Below are 22,779 nucleotides of genomic sequence, written 5' to 3'. Positions count from 1 at the left end.
GTTTTTCACATGTCACAGCACTCAACTCACCTTTTTCGCTCATTCACTGTTTTGTGTCTGACGTTGATCTTTATCTCCTTTGGTATGCTTGGCACAGTAGAAGCCAAAGAAAAAATTAAAGATGACCCCTTATCGTTAGCGGCTTTAATGATTAAAGACAAACACTTTTTTCGGGCGCAAGGCATTTTGGAAAAGATTGATCTTGCCAAAGCCAAAGAAAAAGACGATGACTTTAATGAAACTCGTTACCACACACTCAGTGGCATCACTTACCTCAAAATTCAACAATACAAAAAAGCCATTCCCCATTTTGAGATCTTAATCAAGGGTGAACAAACTAAACCTGTTTTTTACAAATACCTCGCTCAGGCCTATTACCAGAACGGGGATTTCCAAAAGGCAATCGATCAAGTCAATACAGCCATCGATGAAGGAGTAGAAAACGCGGCGTTAATTTTTATGAAAGTAGATGCTTATCAAAAGCTTGGAAAACCCTATCGTGCTTGGGATGCGTTAAATCAAGGGGAAGAGTTTTACCCGTATGACGAACGTTTTCCAAAGCAAAAAATCTTTTCTTTGATTGAATACGGTTTTTATCAAAAAGCGGCCGACTTGGGTCTGAACTATGTTGAGTCTTTCAAACCTGACCCAAGGGATTACATTGCAATTGGTACCGCTTTGGGCAAAGCAGGCAAGTTTGACCTAGCCGGACAGTTTTTGGAGCAGGTAAAGTTACTATACCCAAACGACATCAAAGCGAATAAAGCGCTTGCCAATTATTACGCGCAAAAACGTCAGTATCTCAATGCGGCACGTTTAATGGAGCCTGTGGCAATGGTGGAAAACCCCTTAATGACCGAGGCGGCTGAATTGAACAAAATGGCAAAACACTACACGCGTGCCTTATTTTTAAATGCCCGCTCTGTCGATCAGGATGACAAGCTCAAACAACGCCTTTCCATTTACTTGGAGCTTGGTCAATTTGAACAAGCCGCAGCCATGGAAAGAGACCTCAAAAGAAGTGGTATTCTGACTGATGACAATGTCAAGTATGCATTGGCTTATGCGCAGTTCAAAGCAGGCGATTTTGACAACACCGAGCGCCTTCTACAGCAAATCAAGAATCCAAGAATCTTTAAAAAAGCCAACGCGATTCGAAGTGCCATGTCAGGCTGCCAAGAGAACAAATGGAGATGCATGTAATGAGCCCTCGACAAACATCCATGACTCACAAATCAGGCCGATTGAAACCTAAACTCCTTCTGACAGCCATTCTATCCGTCATAGCGGCTTCAACGACGCACGCGCCTTCGGTTTATGCAACCCCAGAGCAGCCGGTTAATCATCAGGTCCAAAAGAGCTTAGTGTCTCTTTTTACCTTTCAAAACGGTCTCCCCAAAGCTCATGTAGAGGTTTTTCTAGGCGATAAAAAGCTCGGTCAAACCAATGCTGAAGGTGCATTTGAATTCCGTCTTCCTGTAGGGCAACAGACCCTCACCCTTAAAGCAGAGGAAAACCCATTAACCACGATCAAAGTCAACGTGGTTGAAGGCGATGACATTGAATTAATCATCCCCATTACCGAACAGGCAAAAGCTGGCAAGGTTCTAGCACAAAGCGCCAAAAGTGATGACGTTCTAAAAATTGATGACGCAACCGAATCAGCGACTGACACGAACAAAGCCGGCGCCGAAGAAGAAAAACTGGCAACGGGCGTTGTTGAGGGCAACATTTACTCATTCATGACCGGTGCGGTGGTGTCAGATGTCAATGTATATCTCACCGGGATTCAACAGGAAATCAAAACAAACGAAGACGGTTACTTTAAGGTAGAAGTCCCCATCGGTCATTATTCATTGTCTGTGATTCACCCTGAATATTCATCCATGACAGTTCAGGGCCTTGAAGTGAAAAAAGACCAAACCCTGTTTCAAGAACTTGAAATGACACCCGCTGCTGCCGAACTCGAAGAGTTCATTGTCACCGCTCCTGCCATTGAAGGGGGCATTTTGGCTCTGATGGATGAAAAACAAAACACTTCAGGGGTCGCTGAAGTCATTTCTTCCGAGGAGTTTTCAAAATCGGGCGACTCATCCGCCGCCTCGGCATTATCCCGCGTCACGGGGCTGACACTGGTGGGAGGAAAATATATTTATGTTCGCGGTATGGGAGATCGCTACTCTGCCACTCGGCTCAATCGTGCTGGCCTGCCTTCACCAGAGCCTGCCAAGCGTGTCATACCTCTAGACATGTTCCCTACCGGTATGATTGGATCGATTGTCGTGCAAAAAACTTATTCGCCTGATTTGCCCGGTGCGTTTGGTGGAGGCACCGTTTTGATGCGTACCAAAGCCATCCCACTTGGCAAAAAACGCAAAGTCTCCATCTCAACTGGCGGCAATTCACAGTCCACCTTTCAAAGCGGCTTTGATTACGAGGGCGGCTCACTTGACTGGTTAGGCAAAGACGATGGTACCCGGACCATCCCCTCCCAAGCGCCAGATTTCATCGCCAACCCGCCCAAACGCTTTGACCCAAATCGAGATGCAGACGAAGAACTCTATGACATAGCGCAAAACCTGCCTAATATTTATAACGTCAAAAACAAATCATTACGCCCTGATTTAGGGTTCAAAATCAACCTTGGTGACCGTTATGAAGCCTACGGTGGGAATTCAGGCTGGGGCTATAACTTCGCCCTCAATTACAGCCGAAAAGGACGTTATCGTGAAGAAGAGCGCGAAGACGTCGCGGTGCCCTCAGAATTATTTACACCGGAAAAAGAACGAAAATACATCACAAAGTACACCCGCAATCTTGGCATGATGGGATCTTTGATTTATGAGAAAGGCGAAAATCATAAATTTGATGCCACTACGATTTTATCAAGATCAACGAGTGACACCATAATTCATGACACCTCTTACAGCTCTGATAACTCCAACAACTTTGAGCAATACAGCATGCAGTGGGAAGACCGTCAATTGCTAAGTCAGCAATTTCATGGCACTCACGTCTTCCCAAGCGCGAATGATTTAGAAGTCGAATGGCAGACGACCCTTTCACAAGCCAAACGCAACAGTCCTGATACGCGAGTTTACACCTATCAACAGTCTGCCAATCATGATGAACAAACTGGCGAGCTGTCCCCTTACACCTTCCAGTATCGAGGCGATGGGAATATTCGCATGTGGGAAGAACTCGAAGATTTTGCCACCTCAACAACCTTGGATTTTAAGTACCCGCTCTATGATTTTTATGGCATGGCGGGAATGGTCAAATCCGGTTTCATGCTTGAGACCAAATCAAGGGCATCAGACACATATAAATTCAGCTGGGACGCTTCGGGCTTTCGTTCCAACCCAGACAGTGATGAAGTTTTACAAAGTGATAACCCCGAAGATATTTTTGCTAAAGAAAATCTCGGCACTGACTTTGACCAAATCAACCTAAAAAATACCACACAACCATCCGATTCTTATGAAGCGACACAAAGCATAAAAGGCGCTTACTTGATGTCGGATATTGAAGTGACCGATTATCTTAGAATTATGGCCGGCGGTCGCTTTGAAAGCTCGACCCAAGAGGTTGAAGTTTTCACCTCAGCAGACCGAAAAGACTCTGAAACCGATAAGTTAGAAGAAAGTTACATTCTTCCTGCATTGAGTCTGACCATTCCATACCGTGAGGGTGAACAAGTTCGTTTTGCTTTTTCCAAAACGCTTAATCGGCCAGACCTTAAAGAGTTGTCTCAAAGCACATATATTGATCCAGACACACGTGACTATTACACCGGTAACCCTGATTTGGAAATTGCCACCATTAAAAATATGGATTTACGCTGGGAAAAATACCTCAATAAGTTTGAAAATATTTCGGTGGCGATTTTTAGAAAGCAGTTTGATTTACCCATTGAGGTCATTGCCACCCCGAATGCGACCGAGGGTCTGGATACCTACACGTATTCAAATGTCAGCGAGGCCACAAACCAGGGCATTGAATTTCAGACCCGTTTTTGGCTTCGTCGTATATTTGGACGAGGTATCCCAGCATTTTACATCGACACAAATTTCACCAAAATTGACTCCAGCATTGATTTGTCCAATGTTGAAAACAACCTGTCCACAAATACAGAACGTCCGCTGCAGGGTCAAGCACCTTGGGTATTCAACTTGAATTTAGGTTATGAAAACCTTGTCAAAGAAATCAATGCCAACTTAGTCCTGAACATGAAGGGGGACTCCATTTATGCGGCTGGGACAAAACTAAGTCCGCAAGATGATTATGGGGTCGAAGACACTTATTTGGTCACGCCCCCGACGCTCGATTTTGTCTATAACCAACGAGTTTACTGGGGCGCTGAAGATAAGTTGAAATTAAAACTCAAACTCAAAAACCTGTTGGATGGAAGCTACCAGTTAAGAATCAATGATGACATACAGCGTGAGTACCAAAAAGGCATCAGCGCGAGTCTATCACTGTCTTACACTTGGAAATAAAGTGTTCACAATTGGCAAGCGAAACAAAACTGTAATATATGTAAAAAAACCATAACCGAACCGTAACAAAACCCATTTCCGCAAACAGTAACATTTCAAATGCATTTTGTGGTCGTTCATAAATTATGGAGTAACTATGAGCTTTAAACTGAAAGTAATTGCAGCCGCGATCAGCGGTGCAATGATTGCACCTGTTCATGCAGCCACCGATCAAAACATCATCGACTTGTTTGATTGGGCAGAACAACAGTTCTCTGAATTCCCTGACAGCGATGCGGCTTTGCAAGAAGCCAGTGGATACAAATATCGCTATTACCCTTCAGTAGACGCGTATTTGGGCTACAACCCAACCACCAACCAAGTCGCAACCCTAGGACTATACGGTGACACCATCACGGATCATGGCGATGCCGATCAATATTTTGCTCAAGCGGGCATCACCGTCGACAATGCGGGTGACATCACTCTTGACGGCAACGGTAAGCTTCTGACAGTCGGTGCTCAGCGCAACATCACAACCGGTGCCTTCACCGAGTCGATGATCAACTCTGACAACACTTTGAGCAGTAGTGCTTGGACCTATGGATGGACTGTGAACATTCATGGTAATGCGGATATCTGGACGACCGATGCGGCCGCTGACGACAGCTGTCCAACAGGCACCACCGATACAGGTACTGACTTGAAAGGTTTGGATGCTTGTGAACTGCCAAGCACGATTTCAGATGACCTGACTTTGACCAAAGATAATGTTTATGTCCTTGCCAATGGTGGTACAAAAGTTGGCGACGGTAATGCTGAAGACGGTGGAACCATTTCGGGCAAAACATTGACTATTGAACCAGGTACTTTGATCGTTGGTTCTGAAACTGATTACCTGTTGATTACACGTGGTAACAAAATTGACGCACAAGGTACAGCGACTTCTCCTATTGTTTTCCGTTCAACCGGATGGGCTGAAACCGGAGAAGAATACCGTCAATCTTGGGGTGGTGTCGTACTTCAGGGCAACGCCTATGACTTCAAAGGGACACAAGTCCTGGGTGAAGGTGGCGTTGGATATTATGGTGGTACCAACAATGAAGACAACTCGGGTGTGATGAAATATGTTGTCATCACAGGTGCCGGTTATGACATTGATGGTAACGGTAACGAGTTGAATGCTCTGACCTTGCAAGGTGTGGGCTCAGCGACAGATATCAGCTACATCCAGATCGATGAATCACACGATGATGGCATCGAATTCTTCGGTGGGACAGCAAGCGTTGATCACTTGGCTTTGACCGACATCGGTGATGACGCCTTTGACGTTGACCAAGGCTGGAAAGGTTCTGCTGAAAACATCTTTATCTCTATGTCCAAAACCTATTCTGCTGGTGGGCCAGGTGAAAGCCGTGGTATCGAAGCTGACGGGCACGATCCGAAAGATGCTGATGGCAACAAATACATCAATGCCGATACTTCCGCAGAAGAAGCGACCGTTATGACTCTGAGCAATTTCACCATTGTCGGTTCTGATAAATCAGATTCAGGCCTGGTATTGCGTCGTGGCGTTTCCGGTACGTTTAATAACTTCAACGTCTCTGGTTTCGTTGCCGATTCCGGCATGGAAATCCGTGACCGCGGTACTATCGAAGATGGTGTCATCACGAATGCCGATACCGGTGAAACAACCTGGTCTGGCACTTACGAGCGATTGACATTTACTGACTCTGAATTTGCCAACAACGGTGGTTCAGTCAAGTTGTCCATGAACAAAGACGAGGTAGAGCACCCTGCCAACATCCTGAGTGATGCTGAGGCGGACACGGCTTTGTCTACCTGGATGACAGATCAAGAAGCGAACAATGTTGATTTTGGTGAATAATTCCAAACAAAAACGTTGTTAGTCGTTTTAACCCCGCGTCGCGGGGTTTTTTTGTTTTACCCTTCGAAAAGAAGAAACACAAACGGGAGTTTTTATGCGTTATACACACAGTGCCTTTGTTGCCATCTTAACAGCGACTATGGCTACAAATGTTACGGCAAAAAGTCTGGACGCCAACGTTGACCCAACCATTGAAGAATACGAAGTCGTTTCCGGCGTATCAGGAAAAATCGTCTCGGTAGGTTCCGACACCCTAGCCAACTTGATGAGCTTGTGGTCAGAAGAGTTTAAACGCTTGTACCCAAGCGTCAGTGTTGAAATCCAGGCGGCTGGTTCCTCTACGGCTCCACCGGCGTTGACAGAAGGCACATCCAATATTGGGCCTATGTCACGTTTTATGAAGCCAACCGAAACGGCCATGTTTGAGCGCAGAAACGGTTACAAACCCACGCGAATCGCCGTCGCCATCGATGCCTTGGTCGTCTACGTCAACAAGGATAACCCCATAAAAGGTTTAACTATTCCTCAAGTCGATGCAATTTTTTCTTCAACTCGAAAATGCGGCGCACGTGATGACGTTGAAACCTGGGGAGATCTTGGCCTCAAGGGCGGGTGGAAAGATAAGTCCATTCAATTGTATGGACGTAATTCTGTGTCCGGTACCTATGGCTTTTTCAAAACGAACGCACTATGTCGAGGGGATTTTAAGTCCAGTGTGAATGAACAACCTGGTTCGGCCTCGGTCGTTCAAGCGGTCTCTAAATCACTTAATGGGGTCGGTTATTCCGGGATTGGTTATCGCACGGCAAGCGTGAAAGCCGTTCCTCTGAGCAAACGCTCAAAACGTCGTTTCATTCCTCCCACAGTGCGCAATGCTTTGACCGGTCGTTACCCTTTGACTCGTAACCTTTATGTGTACATCAATAAGATGCCAAATAAACCGGTTGACCCTTTGGTTGAAGAGTTCTTGAAAATGGTACTTTCAAAGCAAGGCCAGGAAATCGTCGTCAAAGATGGTTACATCCCGATGCCTAAACGCTTAATTGAGAAGCAACTTAAGCGCCTTGAACCGTAAACTCTCATATTTTCCATAAAAACACGCCACCTGAAAAAGAGGTGGCGCACGCCTGCCTCTCACCAAGATGTAAATTAGTTTCAGTGTCTCACTGAGCAAACACCTACACTTCGCAAAGTACTCCCCTTAAAATGAACCCGAAGCATTCAATTTGTAATGACCTGGCTTCTCTGGTGATAAATTAAAGAAAACGCTCACCAGTTCCGGAATTTCTTTGCCCTGCGCTTGCCAGCGAGTCTGCCAGCGATGATTTTTATCTAAAATGAAATCCCCCTTTAGCGACCATGAATGTGATAGAGGGCTTTTTTCAGACAAAGAAGCAAAACTTAGTCGAGCAATCTGGTTTGCCTCAGGTGCCTGGGCCTGTAAACTGATTGACGGGAAGGTGGTTTCAAAGGCATTAAAGCCTAGCACCTTCCCATGTAAATGACTGACTTGAGCGCCTGTCACTTGTGACCGGATCGGTAGATTCAACGTCAAAGAATCTATGAGCAGCGTACCTTTGGACACATTGAAAGTTCCCAGCCATGGCCACACCTCTCGTGCCACCCGTAGTGCCTCAGGGATAGACACCTTAACGTCTGATGCCACCAATTTAACTTGAGCTGCCAGAGACTGGTAGATGAACGCCCCCTGACCATTACCTAATGCACCAGCCCATTGATAATTCACTTTAGGGCTCAGCCGCAAAAGCGAAGACCAAGATAGGCGCCACTGTAAATCAGCGCTGAACAACGTTCTAAGTTCTCTGTAACGAATTTGAGCAGATGCGTTGTGCCAAGGACCACTTGCCTTTAATGAGAAAGGGCCATTAACGACCGTTGAATCAGACTGAATCAACCAGTTTGCTGGGAAGTGCCAAAGAAGAGAAAAAAAGACCACCAGCAAGAGCACCAACAGACGCCGAAGAAACGTACGATTAACCATCTGTGTTACCCATCAAAGTCGATAGTCCAATGTTACGTTTACTTGACCCGGCTCATTGCCCTTTGTGATAACCAATTGCGCCGGACTCAGATTTCTAGATTCCAAATTAGCCATCAACTGATATAAGGCTTGGCTTGACACCGAACTAAAGCGAAGCCTGACACCTTTTTTTAAACCAGTCTTCTCAGTTAGCGGTATCTGTTGGTCCAACGACTCAGACAGTCCTTGTTGATCGACTGCTTTTTGGAGCAAGGTTAACAAATCGGTTTGAGACGTCAGCGTCACTTGATTAGGGGCCGAGGACGGACGTTGCCGATCAATACTGGCCACCTCACCTGAAAGCCAGTAATAAAGCTCACGCTCATAAGAAAGTCGATCCAGAGCGTTCTCACGTTCGGCTTTTAGAGGCAGCCACAAGGCCCAATAAAAAAAGGCCAAAAGCACGACCATTAGCATTAGTCCTACCAACCGGCGCTCTCTGTGTTCAAGCTGTTGCCATTGAGCATCAAGCCGGTGCTTGACGTCTTTAATCGATTGCCACATAAATTTCTCCTGAGGCAAAATCCTGATCCATGCCTTTCAATTTTAATTCGGCCGTTAATGAACGATTGGGCAGTGCGAGCTGATTCAACTGTTCAATCGCTTTTTCAAAAGCTTGAGGATCTTGTGAACGAATTTTAAACGTCCATTTTCCTGGCTTCCACTCGAGCGACTCAACATGAACCGACAAGTCAATCAGAATGGATTGTATCCGGCCAAGCTGCCAAACCGGTCGTGGACGGTCTTTTTCCAACGTCAGTTGTTTTATACGTGATTTAGCTTGTGCCCGAATGTTTACAACGCGTTTGATTTCGGGAAAAGCCTGTTGAAACAACGTTTGGGTCAAATTTTCATAGGCGTTTGCACGCTTAACTTTCTGATGCGTTTCAAACTGATACTGTAAAGCCCACAAAAAGACTAAGGCACCGACCAACATGAGAGGCATACGCCAAATTTTGAACCATTGCCGACCAGGTTGCCCCCTTGCCGCGTAAGGTCCTTGCAGGAGGTTGGTCTTTCGAACCGTGTCTTCAGCCAGCGTAAGGTGCCGACAAGTTCGTGAAAAATCATCCAGCGCATTGATAGGCTTATGGCATTGCAAGGAGGCAGAAACCACAGGCCAGACCGAAGCATAACAGGCCCTACCAGAATAAGTTCCAGTGCGGACCAAATAGCGTTTAGAGCCATCCCTTTCTTCCACGCTGGCACAATGATCTTCTTGCTCAGACGGCTCGGGCAGCGCAATAAAGTCTGGACACAAAAACACCCCCGAGATTAGTAAATCAGCAGCTTCAAGCTCTTTATGCCAATGATCAAGAATCGATTGAGACACCACCATAACCAATGTCTGACCAGCTTTTTCGCCCTTGGAATGGCGAGTTAGAACATGAATGTAAACTTCATCAAGCGGTTCGGCCAGCTGCTCTTCAAGAGCATAGGGTAACGCTGAGCGCCATAATTTCTCTCGTTTGCCGGGGATGGTTACCTCAATGATGCGAACAGCCTCACTGGGCAGCAGAATCACACCCTGCTGAAACGGTTTCGACTCAAACCGTTCCAAACCACCTGCAGGATCAAAGCGCCCAAGTACCTGTATGTTTGATCGGGCCTTGAGAGGCTTTTTTTTCAATATCAATTTCATAGTCTCAATTATCTTTACATGGTCGATGCATTGTATGCACTATGCCAAACTTGGATTACGCTGATCTCTTGCTGATTTGGGGTTGAGGCACGTTCAAATAAAGCAAACAACTCTGTTTCTAAATCCGAGTGCTGAATTTGAGCGTTCATCAAAAAAAAACGGGTTTTAACACTGATTAATTCGTCCGACAGGCGTTTTTGTATCATTTCAAGCTCGTACCCACCGGCATTGGCCAAGAACTGTCGAAAAGATTCCGTATCTTTTGCCGGCGCTGATTTACGCCACTCAATCCATTCCTGAGCAACCTGAGGCGTAATCATCGGGGATAACCAAACTAACACTCGCTCAGATGCCGTATTGATATTGACCGCCGTTCTCTCAGGAAGTGCCACCACCCAGTTTTGAACACGACGATAATCCGCCCAACTGACCCCTTCAAGGAGGGTCAACTCTTGAGACGACACCATAGGACGGTCTGCTGTGCGATAAGGTGTCGATTTCAATCGATACACATCAGACTCGGCACCAGAGGGCTGTGCTTCATTATCAGCATCTACCCAGTCTTGCAACAGCGTATCGATGTTGTGCGGCAAGTTTTCATCCTTCGCAACTCTCTGCCAGACTGAGCGCCATGCTTTTGAAATAGGTTCTTCTTGACTTAATCCAAGGCTATTCAAATTTAAAAAGGCTTGTGCGTCCAGTAATTGACCCGATACCTCTGCGCCGGCAAACGCTGTGCTAACCATCGGTTGTGCCCAAGTCTGGTTCAGATGATGGGATTTCAATTGATTCACACCTTTAAGTGATTGCCTTAGCCATTGTACGATGCCCATTTGGAGCGCTTGGCGTTGCACTTGATGTATTTGCAACGAAGAGGTTTTAAATGAAACGCTCTGACGCGTCATAATCTGTTGCGCAATTAAAGCGACAATAGCCACGATGAGTAGGACCGAAATCAGAACAATGCCCTTTTGATGGGATAAGGGATATTTCATCAATACGCTCCCGGACCCAACCATATACGCTCAACTCGACCGAGCTTTTCAATCTCTAGTATCATGGATACCGCTAACGGCAAGGCATTGGCACCTAAATCCCCCACAGGCCAGCGGGTCTGCCACTGCCCCGATGCATCCAAAAAACGCCATTGCCATTGGCGCACGCCTTCAAGCAAAAGCATTTCAACGGGCTCAACCCCTGGGGCCTGGTCAAGAACGGGCCAAATTCGACGCTTTAGCTTTCCCTGATTCAAGCGGTAATCCACCCTCACTATCCCGCCTGTTTCAAAAAGAGACGGGCCTTGGGCAAAACGACTCAGAGAAAGCCCGATGTCTTCTCTATATTGAAAGGCAGGAAAGGTTCCGCCAAGGGCATCTTTAATTGATCGGGGGGCCATTTGCCCCAGATCCTGCTCAAACCAGGTGATTGCTTTTTCAATACCTTGTTGGGTTTGCTGATGCTGATGCAAACGGCTCTCAACCAAGACCGTCTCATTGAGAGTCTGATAAGCGAGCAAGAGCACCACCGACGAGATGGTCATGGCAATCAACAACTCAATTAAAGTAAACCCTTGATCCAAACGCACCTCAGGAACCACCCACCAGCGATGAAGACACAATGGTTCGAATGTTGATTGATCTCTGTGGTGTGGGTTGTTTCGAGGGTTCATCAGAAGCAATCTGTTTGGCCCGTACTTCAATTTGTGTAACGCCCGGAAGCGGTGTGCCAATCTGAACGATCTCTGTTTGCCATCTCTGCCCAAGCATCGACTGTGATTGAACCTGAGATGAAACAGCTTTATTCAGATACAGACGGGCTAAACGATTTTGTGCGACCCATGACCCAACCACACGTTGATTAAGCTTTTGCTCCTGACTCACTGCATGCCCGAGCCCATAACTTAGCGCACCAAGTGAAACAGCAACCACAAGCAACGCCACCATCACTTCAATCAGGGTAAACCCCGATTGGCAAGACGATTGAAGCACTGCACCGTTATGCTCTTTAATCAAAGGTAGCATAAGATTATGACGAGGCATTAGGTTCAAAAAAATTTCCCTGTACATCCCATTCAAGGACTTGTGTTCTGCCTTGAGCACGAAATGTCACAGCCCCTTGGTCGACCAATCCCTGTGGCCAGCATCGCCAGCCGGGCTGTTCGAATGTAAAAGGCCCATCAAGCGGCTGAGTGCTTTGAATGTTATCCGGCTTAAAAAGCCATGCCACAAACGAGTTTTCAACCGGTCGCCATTCAAACCTCGTTGGTCCCGCCCGATTGTCAGAACCTTCTGTCTTTGGTCTACTCATGGGTGCAAAAGTCAGTACTCTCATACCGCCCTCTTCGGCAGCAATCCCATATAAACGGTTCTGAAATAGTGCGGTTTGACAGGTTTCCTGCATCAGGCTTTTAAATACGCTAAGTTGACTTGCCAGCCTGCGTTGATCATTATTGTTTAAACTCATGGTGGCAAATTTTAGAATCACGGCCAGCACCACGAGTACCACCATTAATTCAATCAACGTAAACCCCTTCTCATTGGGCCTGTTCATCTGACCAGTTTCCAATGGTAGCATTCATCCCCTCACCGCCTTCGCGCCCATCAGCCCCAAGCGTATACAGGTCAAAATCTTTATGCTCGCCAGGACTCAAGTATAAATATGGACGTCCCCATGGATCGTCAGGTAGATTTTCCATGTAAGCCTGCCAGTTTTTTGGCTCCGGTTCCGTTTGAGGTTTTTCCACCAGCGCCTGCAATCCTTGATCGGTCGTTGGGTACTGATAGTTATCAAGCTTATAGAGTTTTAATGCAGAGCTGATAGCACTGATATCTTGTTTGGCTTTCACAATACGAGCTTCATCTGGACGGTCCATCAATCTTGGTACCGCAATCGCAGCCAAAACCGCCAAAATGACAACCACCACCATCAGCTCAATTAAAGTGAACCCTCTCTGACGGCCCTGCTTTTGATTCGTTGCTTCCAAGTTAACCTCCCACCATTTGGTTCATTTCAAAAATTGGCAGCATAATTGCCAGAACAATTGTTAAGACCACGCCTCCCATGATTAATATCATCACAGGCTCAACCAAACTGACCAGTACCGTAGCAGAAGTGGTCACTTCGTTCTCATAATGGTCCGCACCTTTGCCTAGCATTCTAGGCAACTGACCGCTGTCCTCACCAGTTTGCACTAAATTTTTTAACAGCCCGGGAAAAAAGCCCGCCTCATTCATCGCCTTATTAAGGGCCTGCCCTTCTTTGACATTAATTTGCATCTTGTGTGCTTTGAGGGCCAATGGTTTTAATGTAACGACCTTCGCCGCAATTGTGAGTGCGTCGGTCATCGTCACACCACTGTTTAGGAGCACCCCGAGTGTCCTCGACCATCTCGCAACAGATGTGGTAATTAAAAACTTCTTCAAAAACGGCATGCGAAGCAAAAATGCATCCTTTCGGTACACCCATCTGTCATTACGCATCAAAAAACGATAAAGCGCGAATAAGGCCAAAAATAAAACTGCGCCAATTTCCCAATACTGCTGCGTCCACTGACTGAGTAACAATAAACCCTGGGTCAGGCCGGGCAATTCCTGGCCGGTTCCATCAAAAACAGTCACTACCTTGGGAACCACGTACACCATTAAAAAAAACACAATAGCAATGGACATGATCACCATGATGGACGGGTAAATCATAGCCGTTTGTATTTTTTTTTGAAGTTTCTCTTGCTCAAGAATTGCCTCGGATAAACGCCCGAGGACTTGTGCAAGATGACCGCTCTCCTCGCCTGCCCTTATGGTGGCAATCAAAGTTGGATCCATAACGAATCCACTTTTTTCAAAGCTCATTGCCAGGGGGTAGCCTTCCATCACGCTGTGAAGTACCTGGGCGACAAAACGCTGTGTGTGTCGTTTTTCTACCTGTTCAACAATTGATTTTAAAGCTGGGGCAAGTGCCATGCCGGCATCAAGCAAGGTGTGCAGTTGACCAATGACCATGGCCTGCTCATTAATGTTAAGCTTTGACTTTAAGACAGAGTTAGCACTTAACCATTTTTGTTTGCCCGACAAAGGCCGAACCTCAATGGGGATGAGACCTTTTTCACGAAGCTGCTGTCGAAGCTGTCGTTCGGAGTCGGCCTCTGCCTGACCTTTTGTCTGCTCTCCATCAGAATTGAGAGCGCGATAATGGTATTGCAACATGATTAATTTTCAGCCGTCAGCGTCACGCGAAGGACCTCTTCAATCGAGGTCAAACCATCCATCACAAGCCTGATACCGTGTTGATTAATTGAGGGCATCGACTGATGCACATAATCTGACATCGCCTTTTCCGACTCATCCGAATGAATCAATTGCTGTAAGTGGGAGTCAACCACCACTAATTCGTACAAACCAATGCGCCCCTGGTAGCCGGTATGGTGGCAGTCATCGCACCCTATGGCACGATAGAGCATTGGTGGTGCCTCAGTGGAGGCGCCCAGTAAATCGCATTCAGCCTCATCTGCCTGGTGAGGCTGCTTGCAACTAGGACATAACTTTCTGACAAGCCTTTGAGCCATCACCCCGGACAAGCTAGAAGCCAATAAAAAAGGTTCGATCCCCATGTCGCGTAGCCGAGTAATGGCGCCAATGGCCGTGTTGGTATGTAACGTCGATAACACCAAATGGCCGGTCAGCGAGGATTGTATCGCAATATTGGCCGTTTCCTTGTCTCGAATTTCACCAATCATGACCACATCAGGATCTTGGCGCAGGATCGCTCTCAACCCTTTTGCGAAGGTCATGTCTGCTTTATTATTGACTTGTGTTTGATTAATGCCATCTAAATTGTACTCAACGGGATCTTCAACCGTCATAATGTTCCGAGACTGGTCATTTATCTCACTTAACCCGGCATAAAGCGTGGTTGTTTTGCCCGAACCGGTTGGGCCTGTGACCAAAATAATGCCATGGGGACGAACCAATAATTTTTGGAGAGACTGGAGATTTTGTTCACCGAGTCCAAGCTGTTCCAATCTCAGTCGGCCCGCATTCTTATCGAGCAAACGCATGACGACACGTTCGCCGTAACTTGATGGAATGGTCGATATTCGTAAGTCAACCGCACGACCACCTAGCTTTGTGGCCATTCGCCCATCCTGTGGCAGCCGCTTTTCAGCAATATCAAGCTTGGTCATGACTTTAACGCGGGAAACCAGCATTTCAGCCAGGTTCTTTTTAAGTGTAAGCATCGTCTGCAAATGCCCGTCCAAGCGAAAGCGCACGCGCAGCTGTGTTTCAAACGGTTCAATATGAATATCAGAGGCTTGGCTTCGGATCGCTTCGGCCAAAATCGCGTTTAGTAAGCGGATAATAGGCGCGTCATCATTCGAATCGAGCAGGTCTTCAGAATCACCTGCCTGCGCCGCTACGGTTTCAAGATCGGTGTCAAGGTCAATTTGCTCAGCCTCGGCCATTTGGTCACTTTGGGCATTAGCGTAATGCTGCTCAAGGGCAGACGCCAGACGCTCATCAGATAAACACTCAAAGAAAAGCTGCTCCACTCGGTGCGACACGGCTAAACGCTGTATTTCAAAAACAGCATCGAGCGGCGTTTTATTGGAGTGAGAAACCGTCCAACCACCATCCGCAGACAGCGTTAACAAAACACGATAATGTCTCGCATACGCAAAGCTCAATTCAGGCAGTTGATCCATTTCACAAGCCAAGCTGTTCATATTCACTCTCATACTCTATCGAATCTGCTTGATCTTTTATTGCTCTGGGTACGCTTTCATTTGCATCAGGAGCTGTTGGTTTTGTCGCCTCTTCCCATTTTTTTAGCTCTGGCATACGTGGCCGGTGTCCCTGACCTTTCAACAAACCTGGGTTTTGCTCAAGCATATTGGTTTGCTCCTGACGGATGCCGTAATATTTTTGGCGACTGTAATAGTCACTTTCAGTTCCATCCTTAATAATGACAGCTCTTAAAAAGATCATTAAATTCACTTTTTCACGCTGGTTTTGGTCAGAGCGGAACAATTGCCCTAACCCTGGTATGTCACCAAACAAGGGCACTTTATTGGCCACTTGTGTTTCACGTTCATCCAGCAATCCACCGAGGACAACCATGTTTTGATCCCCCACGATGATGTTCGTCTTGATACGTCGCTTGGAAGTTTGCAAATCAACCGCTCCGTCAGCCGGTAACACACTCGACACTTCCTGATCGATTTCCAAAAAGACTTCAGAGCCTTCATTGATTTGGGGTTTGATTTTCAATTTAAGCCCGACCTCTTGGCGCTCGACCGTTGTAAAAGGGTTGGTCGCACCGGCATTATCGGTTGCATAACTGCCTGTTTGAAACGGCACCTCTTTGCCCACAATAATCTCGGCTTCCTCATTATCCAATGTTAACAACGTAGGCGTAGACAAGACATTAGAACCGGTATCACTGTTAAGCGCGCGTATCAAAGCACCCCACCCCCTTGAATCGGTACTAATCTGCCCAACAGCACTGGTTACGCCACTTCCTTGCCCCAGTGCACTGGCCACTTGCGACGCATTACCTGTGACGGCACCACTTAGGATGGCGGGTAAAGTGCCAGAGAAATCAATCAAGCCCACACCATTGGAGCCATTTGCCACCCATTCCACGCCAAGCTCCGCCTGCTTTGACTCACTGATTTCAACCAAGATGGCTTCAATTAAAACCTGAGCTCGGCGAATGTCTAACTCTTTGATCACTTTTTTCAGGCTTTTTAAAATCTGTGGGGGCGCACTGATGACAAGTGCATTGGTGCGGCTGTCAGGTTCAATGTTGATACGCTCTTTTAGCATTTGCTTGTCAAGCGTGTTTAACTGCTGTGCTCCAGCTCCGGTCTCCGAGTCTGTTTTTTGTCCCGGTGACTTTTCTCCAGATTGCTCACTTAATAGGGAACGATTCATCGCAATTTTTTGTAAAACCGGCGCAAGGTTTTCTGCCTTCGCATAACGAAGATACACAACATCCACGCTTCCCTTCGAGGAAGTCGGCGTATCAAGGTCCGCAATCAAAGCACGAAGCTTGAAGCGTTGAGCCTCTGCTCCCGCCATGATGATTCGATTTGTTCGTTGATCAAACTGTAATTTAACCCCCTGGCCCACGTTGTCAGAGGTTAACTTTTGCAGAGTTCTGACAAGCTCTTCCGCCGAAGCGTGAGTTAAATGCACCACCTCGTAATCGCCCTGTGCGGGCACATCCAGTCGCTGAATCAAACGTTGAATGCGGTCTAAATTGGCTTTAGTGTCGGTTGCAACCAAGCGGTTACTCTCCGGTAAAGCCACTAAGTGTCCTTCTCTTGCAACCAAAGGGCGCAGAACCGCCACTAATTTTGCTGCAGGCACGTTTTCAACCTGCAAAACCTGGGTAATCCAGTCTTGCTTATATTGTGAATTCTCCGCTTTGTTGAGTTGATCTCTGGCAACGTCAGCGGGGATAATGCGTGTTGCATTGTCTGATTCAATGGCCACATAACCATGGACGCGCAACAACGTCAGCAAAGTTTCATGTAAATCCTCAACCGGCATCGAATTGGGAGCAATCAGTGTCACTTTCCCCTTCACGCGGGGGTCAATGATGAAATTTTTTCCTGTTACTTGTGCCACCGCTTCAATCACTTTTTCTATGTCAGCGTTTTTAAACGACTGCTCAAGGCGCCCCGATTCATCACGGGCAACCGACATTGCCGAATATAAGAGCAGGATCAAAAAACTAATGACGATCCAGAACACACGACGGTTGTGCGCCATATATAAAGTAATAAAAGAACGGTATTGATTAGGTTTCATAAAGTTAATAGCTTGTTTTGGAAATTTTAAGACAGGTTAAACGTGACTTGGTGTGTTCGCCCGGTTCGGCGTAAAGTAAGGTCGAATCGGTTATGGTTTAAGAGTTTGGCCCATTTTTGAGGCGCTTGAAACAGCTCTGAAACCGACAGGCCATTAACAGCAATTACTTCATCCGCTGCACGTAATCCAAGTGCTTGAAAAAGAGCTGCCTTCTCCCTAGGCCAAATTTTAACCCCCGTTACCAGACCATTATTATACGTAGGCTTAAAACGTAGGAACCGATTGAGCGTCATAGGATCTTTTTTAATTTTATGACCCATTTTGGATAATTCATCATGATGAGCAGGCGTATTTTTTTCAAACAAAGGCGGCACTTCTCTGCTCGACGGCTTAACACGCTGTGTTGTTTCAAAGGGTAAGGACAGTTTGCGTTTTTGCCCTTTTTCATCAAGAACCACAAACTGCCCATGCACTGCAATTAACTCAACATTTGGTGCGATCTCTTCTCCAGGCACATAGGTTTCCACCTGACCGCTTTGCGCAATCAAGGCCACCGGTCGAACTGGGTGAGAAATCAGCCCTACCAACGTCAAAGACAGGTTTGACTCCTCTAGCGATGCATAGTCATGACCTGCACCTTGCTCAACCTCATCTTGATTTTTGGCCTCTCCAAAAAGAGTAAACACTGGGTAACTCTGACTCCTGTCAGACTGTGAATTCGCCGAAGCCTCTGCCTCTGATGAACTTTTAACCGAAGACGGCAAAACAGGCTCATTGGATAACACGCCAACAACAAAACCGGTTGTCCACCACGCCAATAGTAATAACAAAAGCCATGATGTCCCATTAGACAGGACAACATGACTGATATTATGTTTACTTAAAGATGTTAGAAAAGATAGCGTCATTTAGTTCCTGATGATTGGTTCATCTACACCCGTTGTTTCATCTAGTGGTACGACTTCCCACACGGTTTCAATCGGTTTTACGTGTGGGTCACGCCCATAAATGTAACTTTGCTCTTCAACAATTACTTTGTAGGCTTTATTCAACTCCAGTGCACGCTCAACACTTGGGATCAATAGATGACTAATATCCTGATGCAGTTTGTCTACTTCAACTTGTTTGAGTTCACCTTGGTCATTGAAAAATTTATTAACGACTTCGTCATTATTACGAAATTCATTGGCGGATTGGTTATTGATCAAATACTCCGTGTACTGATAAGTACCATCCTCATACTTTGGCTCTTTAATCCCTTCAAGCCCTTTTTGAGTCCAGTGGTACCAGCCATTTTGAAATGTCTCTCCACCGAGTCTTCGCTGAAATGAGTAGCCGGAATCAACCGTGACCCCCACACCGGAATGACAACCAATGCAGGTCATGCTCTCCTCAAAGTTTTGTGGTCTCAACTGTCCTTGGGCGTCTTCAATAAATCCCTGATAGACCCAACCCAGTCCATTGGCAACGCCCTCTTCAGCATTACCTGTTATAGTTCGCAAACGATCTGGGAACTGCGCCACTTCAAGCTCCTCCCCCATTGCAGCATTGTACAGTTGCGCATAGTTATTCCAGGATTCTTTTTTGGCATATCGTAATTCTTTTACCCGATCACTGAGACCAATTTCATCATTTTCATCCACATCTAGATAACGGACCGTGTGTAAAAACTCAGTTCCTTTTGGATACAGACCACCGGCCAGTTTGAGTTCACCCTGTTCCTGCAAAGTCTTTGCCAAGCCCACATAGCTCATAAAACGGCCTTCATTAGGCGCCCAATCGTACACAACTTCTTGAGCTTGATCGACCAGACCGTTGCGGTTTAGATCGACACCATAGAGACTTTCATCCACAGTCGGTATGGACACACTTTCGCGCTTAACCATGGCTTCCACAATGGCCAAGTTAATCTGGTAGACTTCTCTGGAATATTGGCCCTGCTGCGTCTGGCGCATGGATTCGGGAAGGCGAATAATGACATCATCCGTGCTGCCATTTGTAGGCCAGAATGTGCCGAGAAAAGGCGAATACGCAAAAGCACGCCAACCAGTATCATGGTTGTTAGGATCGACATCAAACCCTTGTTCATCGAAATTGAAATAACAATCAGGCTTATAACCATCCCAGTTACCATTTTGGTTGTAATCCCAGTTAGAGGGCACATTTTCTAGGGTTTGTGCAAGTGTGATGTTACCTTGTTCGTCGAAATAATTAGACGTTTTCACATAGTCCAAAATGGCTTGATCTGAAATCGCATCTACTTGCTCTGTTCGATCTCTGAATAGATTCCTCCAGCGGTTTGTCCGGCTGTACTCACGAAAATCATACTCCATCTGAAACGCTGAATCATCAATATAATTAGGCGTCACACCCTGTGTGTGACAACTAAAACAAGGATTATGCACTTGCCCCATCTCACCTCGAGTCTTAGTGTAGCATTGAGAGGGAATGTAGGCGGCATCATTGTTGACAATATGGTTGGTCATCAGACTAACATTCACCGGTGACTGAGCCGATATTTGCTCAAGCGCCTGACCGGCTTCGGACTCCTTGACATCATCAACCGCTTGCTCCACTTCTTCCACTGCATTCTCAACGTCTGTAACCGCATCAGAGGTCGAATCATTACACCCTGATAGCCATAGCGGCGCTATGAAACACGTGCCAAGCATTAAAAACCTTTGCATTGCCTACCCCTTTATAAAATGGTTTTATCACTAATACTTTCGAAGCTCTGCTTTCATTACGACAAAAAACAATTAATGGCTTGAGATTATTTTGTGTCGTAATAAAAACAGGGGCTCAAAGCGAGCCCCTGAAAAAGCCGGATCAATACCGACTAGCATTTATATTATTTAGTAAATTTGAATGGTCCGACCACTCCCACTTCAGACTGTTTCTGTGACTCAGTCGCAGAATCCTGATCTTCCATTGGGTGCTGAGTAACCGCTGTCATGTAACCATGACCGTTGACATCCTTATACCAAAAAGGGGAAGTCGTCTCGGCATCCAGAGGTGTGGTGAAAATACGATCCAGAGACCCTTTTTTGATGTCGTAGGCCCAAATCATATTATTCTCATGATTACCTGTGTCCTCACCAATAATCAAAGTATCTGAACCGTCCAGATAAGTGATGTTATCCGGATTGGCAATCTTATTAACATCACAGCTGTTTGCAGACAGAGCTGGATCACCCGAATAATCCTTTTCTTCACCTGCCACCAGGCCTTTCATGTTGTATGCAACGTAATCAGAACCGATGTTTTTATTGGTTGCCACATCCATTTCATACACACCACCACAGTCGTTAAATGGTAGGCGAATGTCGTTGGGGCCACCAATGTCATACTTATCATTGGCTTCACCGCCACGCTGGTAGCTTTCCATGCCTCTCGCAATTTGTGACATGGCAACATACAGCTTGTTATCACGCTGGTTAAAGGTAATGCCTTCTTCTTTACGGAACTCAGTGGTTGCACCTTGCATTGCTGCATAACGACGAGTTTCCAGACGAGAAGCCAAAGCACCGTCTGCCGCGTTAACCGCGCCGTCTTTATTTATGTCTTTCAACTTCAAACATTCATGACCAGCCGTTGTGTTCACTGATGTAAAGCCAGTGGTCGGGCAGGTGCCGTTAGCAGTCGGCGCTTCCACCTCAAAAACATCTGAGAAATTAACGCCATCGTTGGTTGTAACGTCACCATCCGGATCTAGCAGATTACGGACTTCTTCGTTGTTGGCATGACCCAAATCAATCCAGGAGATATTGGCTTCACCCAACCCCTGATCAGAAACCTGATTCCATTTAGCGGCATAAAGCTTACCGGATGACAGGTCTTTTGGTTCATCTGCCACAAACATGAACAGGCCAACGTTTGTACCGTCATCAGACATATAAACAGTCTTTTCATCGGGCATCACGTAAGACAGTTCATGAGAGAAACGCCCCATGGCATAGTGTTTAGCGTAGTCATAATCACCCGCATCAGTGATTTTAACTTCCGGTGTCCATCCATAGTAATAAGGGTTGATTTTAGAAGCATCACCATCCCAGAACTTGATGGTCTCATCAAAGTATTTATTGCCCGTCAAGCCAGTAACAGGATCCGCTTCCTCTTCAACAGAGCGCGCATCGGGCTCATACTCTTCTGAACCAAGGTGCGACTGCCAAGGAGTTGCCTGCCCCGCGCAATGTACAAACCCACCAAATTCATCCGATTGGTCGATAAATTTAAGTGAACCAGGCTTTACGGACAGTGCACCTGTCTCAGCGTCCTGCTCTACTTCATTCATATACATAGCGCCAACTTGACATTCAAACTGCGAAACCATGTACAACCGGTCATTACGCTCAAGAATGGAAACATAATCCAGTCCAGAACCTACGCCAGCATTGGTACCGTTACAAATATATGCTGAGGCATCTTCAAACAAGATTGGGTTGCCCAAGTAATCTTTGACTGCGCCATACGTTTCACCATTGTCTTGCTCGCCAGTGGCCAACAATTTTTGATAACCAATCTCTTGATCTTCACCATTCACAGTCACTTTCTTGGAAACCTGGATGGCAGCTTTGTCATTCCCTGCAGGCACATCAATTGGTTCAAACGCCATTTCCACTGGCTGGCTGGCAACAGAAGTGTCGTTGCTGTCACTGTCACAGCCGGTCATTACAACAGCACCAGCAGACAGGGCCGCAATCAATGCCAAGTTAAGAGGTTTAAGCTTCATAAATTTCTCCAAAAACAAAAAGTAGTTTTTTAAGTTGCCCGTGAATTTTAGATACATGACCTAAGAGAAATGGTTAAGGACTTTTGTAGTTTTTATGAAAGATATATGAACGCCCGAGTGACTCCCAGATTAAAAATTAACTTTGAGTCCAGCGCTGCACCAAAAAGAAAAGGAAAAGAGTTACGAT

The 22,779-nt window shown here is 46.2% G+C and carries 18 protein-coding genes; 4 read left to right on the top strand and 14 right to left on the bottom strand.

Annotated elements, in window-relative coordinates; genetic code table 11:
* The first annotated feature begins 9 nt into the window (after positions 1-9).
* The 4 genes from AVO41_RS01090 (at position 10) to AVO41_RS01075 (ending at position 7,441) form a co-directional block, all read left to right on the top strand.
* Positions 10-1,203: a lipopolysaccharide assembly protein LapB gene (locus AVO41_RS01090; RefSeq protein ID WP_068581338.1), complete on the top strand. Its 1,194-nt coding sequence runs from the start codon at positions 10-12 to the stop codon at positions 1,201-1,203.
* Positions 1,203-4,499, top strand: coding sequence for a TonB-dependent receptor domain-containing protein (locus tag AVO41_RS01085; RefSeq protein WP_160326764.1), 3,297 nt, complete (start codon positions 1,203-1,205; stop codon positions 4,497-4,499). Before AVO41_RS01090 ends, AVO41_RS01085 begins: the two co-directional genes overlap by 1 nt.
* A 136-nt stretch (positions 4,500-4,635) precedes the next feature.
* Complete coding sequence (locus tag AVO41_RS01080; protein WP_068581332.1) at positions 4,636-6,366, top strand: hypothetical protein; 1,731 nt, start codon at positions 4,636-4,638, stop codon at positions 6,364-6,366.
* Between the two features lie 94 nt (positions 6,367-6,460).
* On the top strand, positions 6,461-7,441 hold the full coding sequence (locus AVO41_RS01075) for a PstS family phosphate ABC transporter substrate-binding protein (protein ID WP_068581329.1): 981 nt from the start codon (positions 6,461-6,463) through the stop codon (positions 7,439-7,441).
* A gap of 126 nt (positions 7,442-7,567) precedes the next feature.
* Here AVO41_RS01075 and AVO41_RS01070 read toward each other — a convergent pair whose 3' ends face one another.
* The 14 genes from AVO41_RS01070 to AVO41_RS01005 form a co-directional block, all read right to left on the bottom strand.
* Positions 7,568-8,368 carry a hypothetical protein gene (locus AVO41_RS01070; RefSeq protein WP_068581325.1) on the bottom strand — a complete coding sequence of 267 codons (801 nt, stop codon included), beginning with the start codon at positions 8,366-8,368 and terminating at the stop codon, positions 7,568-7,570.
* A 12-nt stretch (positions 8,369-8,380) separates the two neighbouring features.
* Positions 8,381-8,911, bottom strand: coding sequence for a type II secretion system protein GspM (gene gspM, locus AVO41_RS01065; protein ID WP_068581323.1), 531 nt, complete (start codon positions 8,909-8,911; stop codon positions 8,381-8,383).
* Positions 8,895-10,049, bottom strand: a complete 1,155-nt coding sequence (gene gspL, locus AVO41_RS01060) for a type II secretion system protein GspL (RefSeq protein ID WP_068581320.1) — start codon at positions 10,047-10,049, stop codon at positions 8,895-8,897. Before gspL ends, gspM begins: the two co-directional genes overlap by 17 nt.
* A 14-nt stretch (positions 10,050-10,063) precedes the next feature.
* Positions 10,064-11,044, bottom strand: coding sequence for a type II secretion system minor pseudopilin GspK (gene gspK / locus AVO41_RS01055; protein ID WP_068581316.1), 981 nt, complete (start codon positions 11,042-11,044; stop codon positions 10,064-10,066).
* Positions 11,044-11,634: a type II secretion system minor pseudopilin GspJ gene (gene gspJ, locus AVO41_RS01050; protein WP_160326763.1), complete on the bottom strand. Its 591-nt coding sequence runs from the start codon at positions 11,632-11,634 to the stop codon at positions 11,044-11,046. The genes gspK and gspJ overlap by 1 nt, the downstream gene beginning before the upstream one ends.
* Position 11,635: 1 nt before the next feature.
* A complete protein-coding gene (locus AVO41_RS01045) occupies positions 11,636-12,088 on the bottom strand; it encodes a type II secretion system protein GspI (RefSeq protein WP_235584661.1) in 453 nt (150 codons plus the stop codon).
* Positions 12,075-12,599: a prepilin-type N-terminal cleavage/methylation domain-containing protein gene (locus AVO41_RS01040; protein ID WP_068581308.1), complete on the bottom strand. Its 525-nt coding sequence runs from the start codon at positions 12,597-12,599 to the stop codon at positions 12,075-12,077. Before AVO41_RS01040 ends, AVO41_RS01045 begins: the two co-directional genes overlap by 14 nt.
* Complete coding sequence (gene gspG / locus AVO41_RS01035) at positions 12,583-13,032, bottom strand: type II secretion system major pseudopilin GspG (RefSeq protein WP_082676384.1); 450 nt, start codon at positions 13,030-13,032, stop codon at positions 12,583-12,585. Before gspG ends, AVO41_RS01040 begins: the two co-directional genes overlap by 17 nt.
* Position 13,033: 1 nt before the next feature.
* Positions 13,034-14,251, bottom strand: a complete 1,218-nt coding sequence (locus AVO41_RS01030; protein ID WP_068581304.1) for a type II secretion system F family protein — start codon at positions 14,249-14,251, stop codon at positions 13,034-13,036.
* A 2-nt stretch (positions 14,252-14,253) separates the two neighbouring features.
* Complete coding sequence (gene gspE, locus AVO41_RS01025; protein WP_068581302.1) at positions 14,254-15,768, bottom strand: type II secretion system ATPase GspE; 1,515 nt, start codon at positions 15,766-15,768, stop codon at positions 14,254-14,256.
* Complete coding sequence (gspD, locus tag AVO41_RS01020) at positions 15,749-17,860, bottom strand: type II secretion system secretin GspD (RefSeq protein ID WP_082676382.1); 2,112 nt, start codon at positions 17,858-17,860, stop codon at positions 15,749-15,751. Before gspD ends, gspE begins: the two co-directional genes overlap by 20 nt.
* Before the next feature lie 26 nt (positions 17,861-17,886).
* Positions 17,887-18,768: a type II secretion system protein GspC gene (gene gspC, locus AVO41_RS01015; protein WP_082676380.1), complete on the bottom strand. Its 882-nt coding sequence runs from the start codon at positions 18,766-18,768 to the stop codon at positions 17,887-17,889.
* Complete coding sequence (locus AVO41_RS01010; RefSeq protein ID WP_068581293.1) at positions 18,769-20,547, bottom strand: hypothetical protein; 1,779 nt, start codon at positions 20,545-20,547, stop codon at positions 18,769-18,771.
* A gap of 164 nt (positions 20,548-20,711) precedes the next feature.
* Complete coding sequence (locus AVO41_RS01005) at positions 20,712-22,592, bottom strand: PhoX family phosphatase (RefSeq protein WP_068583172.1); 1,881 nt, start codon at positions 22,590-22,592, stop codon at positions 20,712-20,714.
* Positions 22,593-22,779 lie beyond the last annotated feature (187 nt).

This window comes from Thiomicrospira sp. WB1 (genome assembly GCF_001507535.1).
In the GTDB taxonomy this organism is placed as follows: Bacteria; Pseudomonadota; Gammaproteobacteria; order Thiomicrospirales; family Thiomicrospiraceae; genus Hydrogenovibrio.
The sequence above is the reverse complement of the archived record's forward strand: the minus strand, read 5'-3'. Positions and strand labels throughout refer to the sequence as shown.

What these genes read in the sequence shown, in the direction of transcription:
- AVO41_RS01090 (WP_068581338.1), top strand. Translation starts at nt 10, where the DNA reads ATGTCACAGCACTCAACTCACCTTTTTCGCTCATTCACTGTTTTGTGT.
- AVO41_RS01085 (WP_160326764.1), top strand. Translation starts at nt 1,203, where the DNA reads ATGAGCCCTCGACAAACATCCATGACTCACAAATCAGGCCGATTGAAA.
- AVO41_RS01080 (WP_068581332.1), top strand. Translation starts at nt 4,636, where the DNA reads ATGAGCTTTAAACTGAAAGTAATTGCAGCCGCGATCAGCGGTGCAATG.
- AVO41_RS01075 (WP_068581329.1), top strand. Translation starts at nt 6,461, where the DNA reads ATGCGTTATACACACAGTGCCTTTGTTGCCATCTTAACAGCGACTATG.
- AVO41_RS01070 (WP_068581325.1), bottom strand. Translation starts at nt 8,368, where the DNA reads ATGGTTAATCGTACGTTTCTTCGGCGTCTGTTGGTGCTCTTGCTGGTG.
- gspM (WP_068581323.1), bottom strand. Translation starts at nt 8,911, where the DNA reads ATGTGGCAATCGATTAAAGACGTCAAGCACCGGCTTGATGCTCAATGG.
- gspL (WP_068581320.1), bottom strand. Translation starts at nt 10,049, where the DNA reads ATGAAATTGATATTGAAAAAAAAGCCTCTCAAGGCCCGATCAAACATA.
- gspK (WP_068581316.1), bottom strand. Translation starts at nt 11,044, where the DNA reads ATGAAATATCCCTTATCCCATCAAAAGGGCATTGTTCTGATTTCGGTC.
- AVO41_RS01045 (WP_235584661.1), bottom strand. Translation starts at nt 12,088, where the DNA reads ATGCCTCGTCATAATCTTATGCTACCTTTGATTAAAGAGCATAACGGT.
- AVO41_RS01040 (WP_068581308.1), bottom strand. Translation starts at nt 12,599, where the DNA reads ATGAACAGGCCCAATGAGAAGGGGTTTACGTTGATTGAATTAATGGTG.
- AVO41_RS01030 (WP_068581304.1), bottom strand. Translation starts at nt 14,251, where the DNA reads ATGTTGCAATACCATTATCGCGCTCTCAATTCTGATGGAGAGCAGACA.
- gspE (WP_068581302.1), bottom strand. Translation starts at nt 15,768, where the DNA reads ATGAACAGCTTGGCTTGTGAAATGGATCAACTGCCTGAATTGAGCTTT.
- gspD (WP_082676382.1), bottom strand. Translation starts at nt 17,860, where the DNA reads ATGAAACCTAATCAATACCGTTCTTTTATTACTTTATATATGGCGCAC.
- gspC (WP_082676380.1), bottom strand. Translation starts at nt 18,768, where the DNA reads ATGACGCTATCTTTTCTAACATCTTTAAGTAAACATAATATCAGTCAT.
- AVO41_RS01010 (WP_068581293.1), bottom strand. Translation starts at nt 20,547, where the DNA reads ATGCAAAGGTTTTTAATGCTTGGCACGTGTTTCATAGCGCCGCTATGG.
- AVO41_RS01005 (WP_068583172.1), bottom strand. Translation starts at nt 22,592, where the DNA reads ATGAAGCTTAAACCTCTTAACTTGGCATTGATTGCGGCCCTGTCTGCT.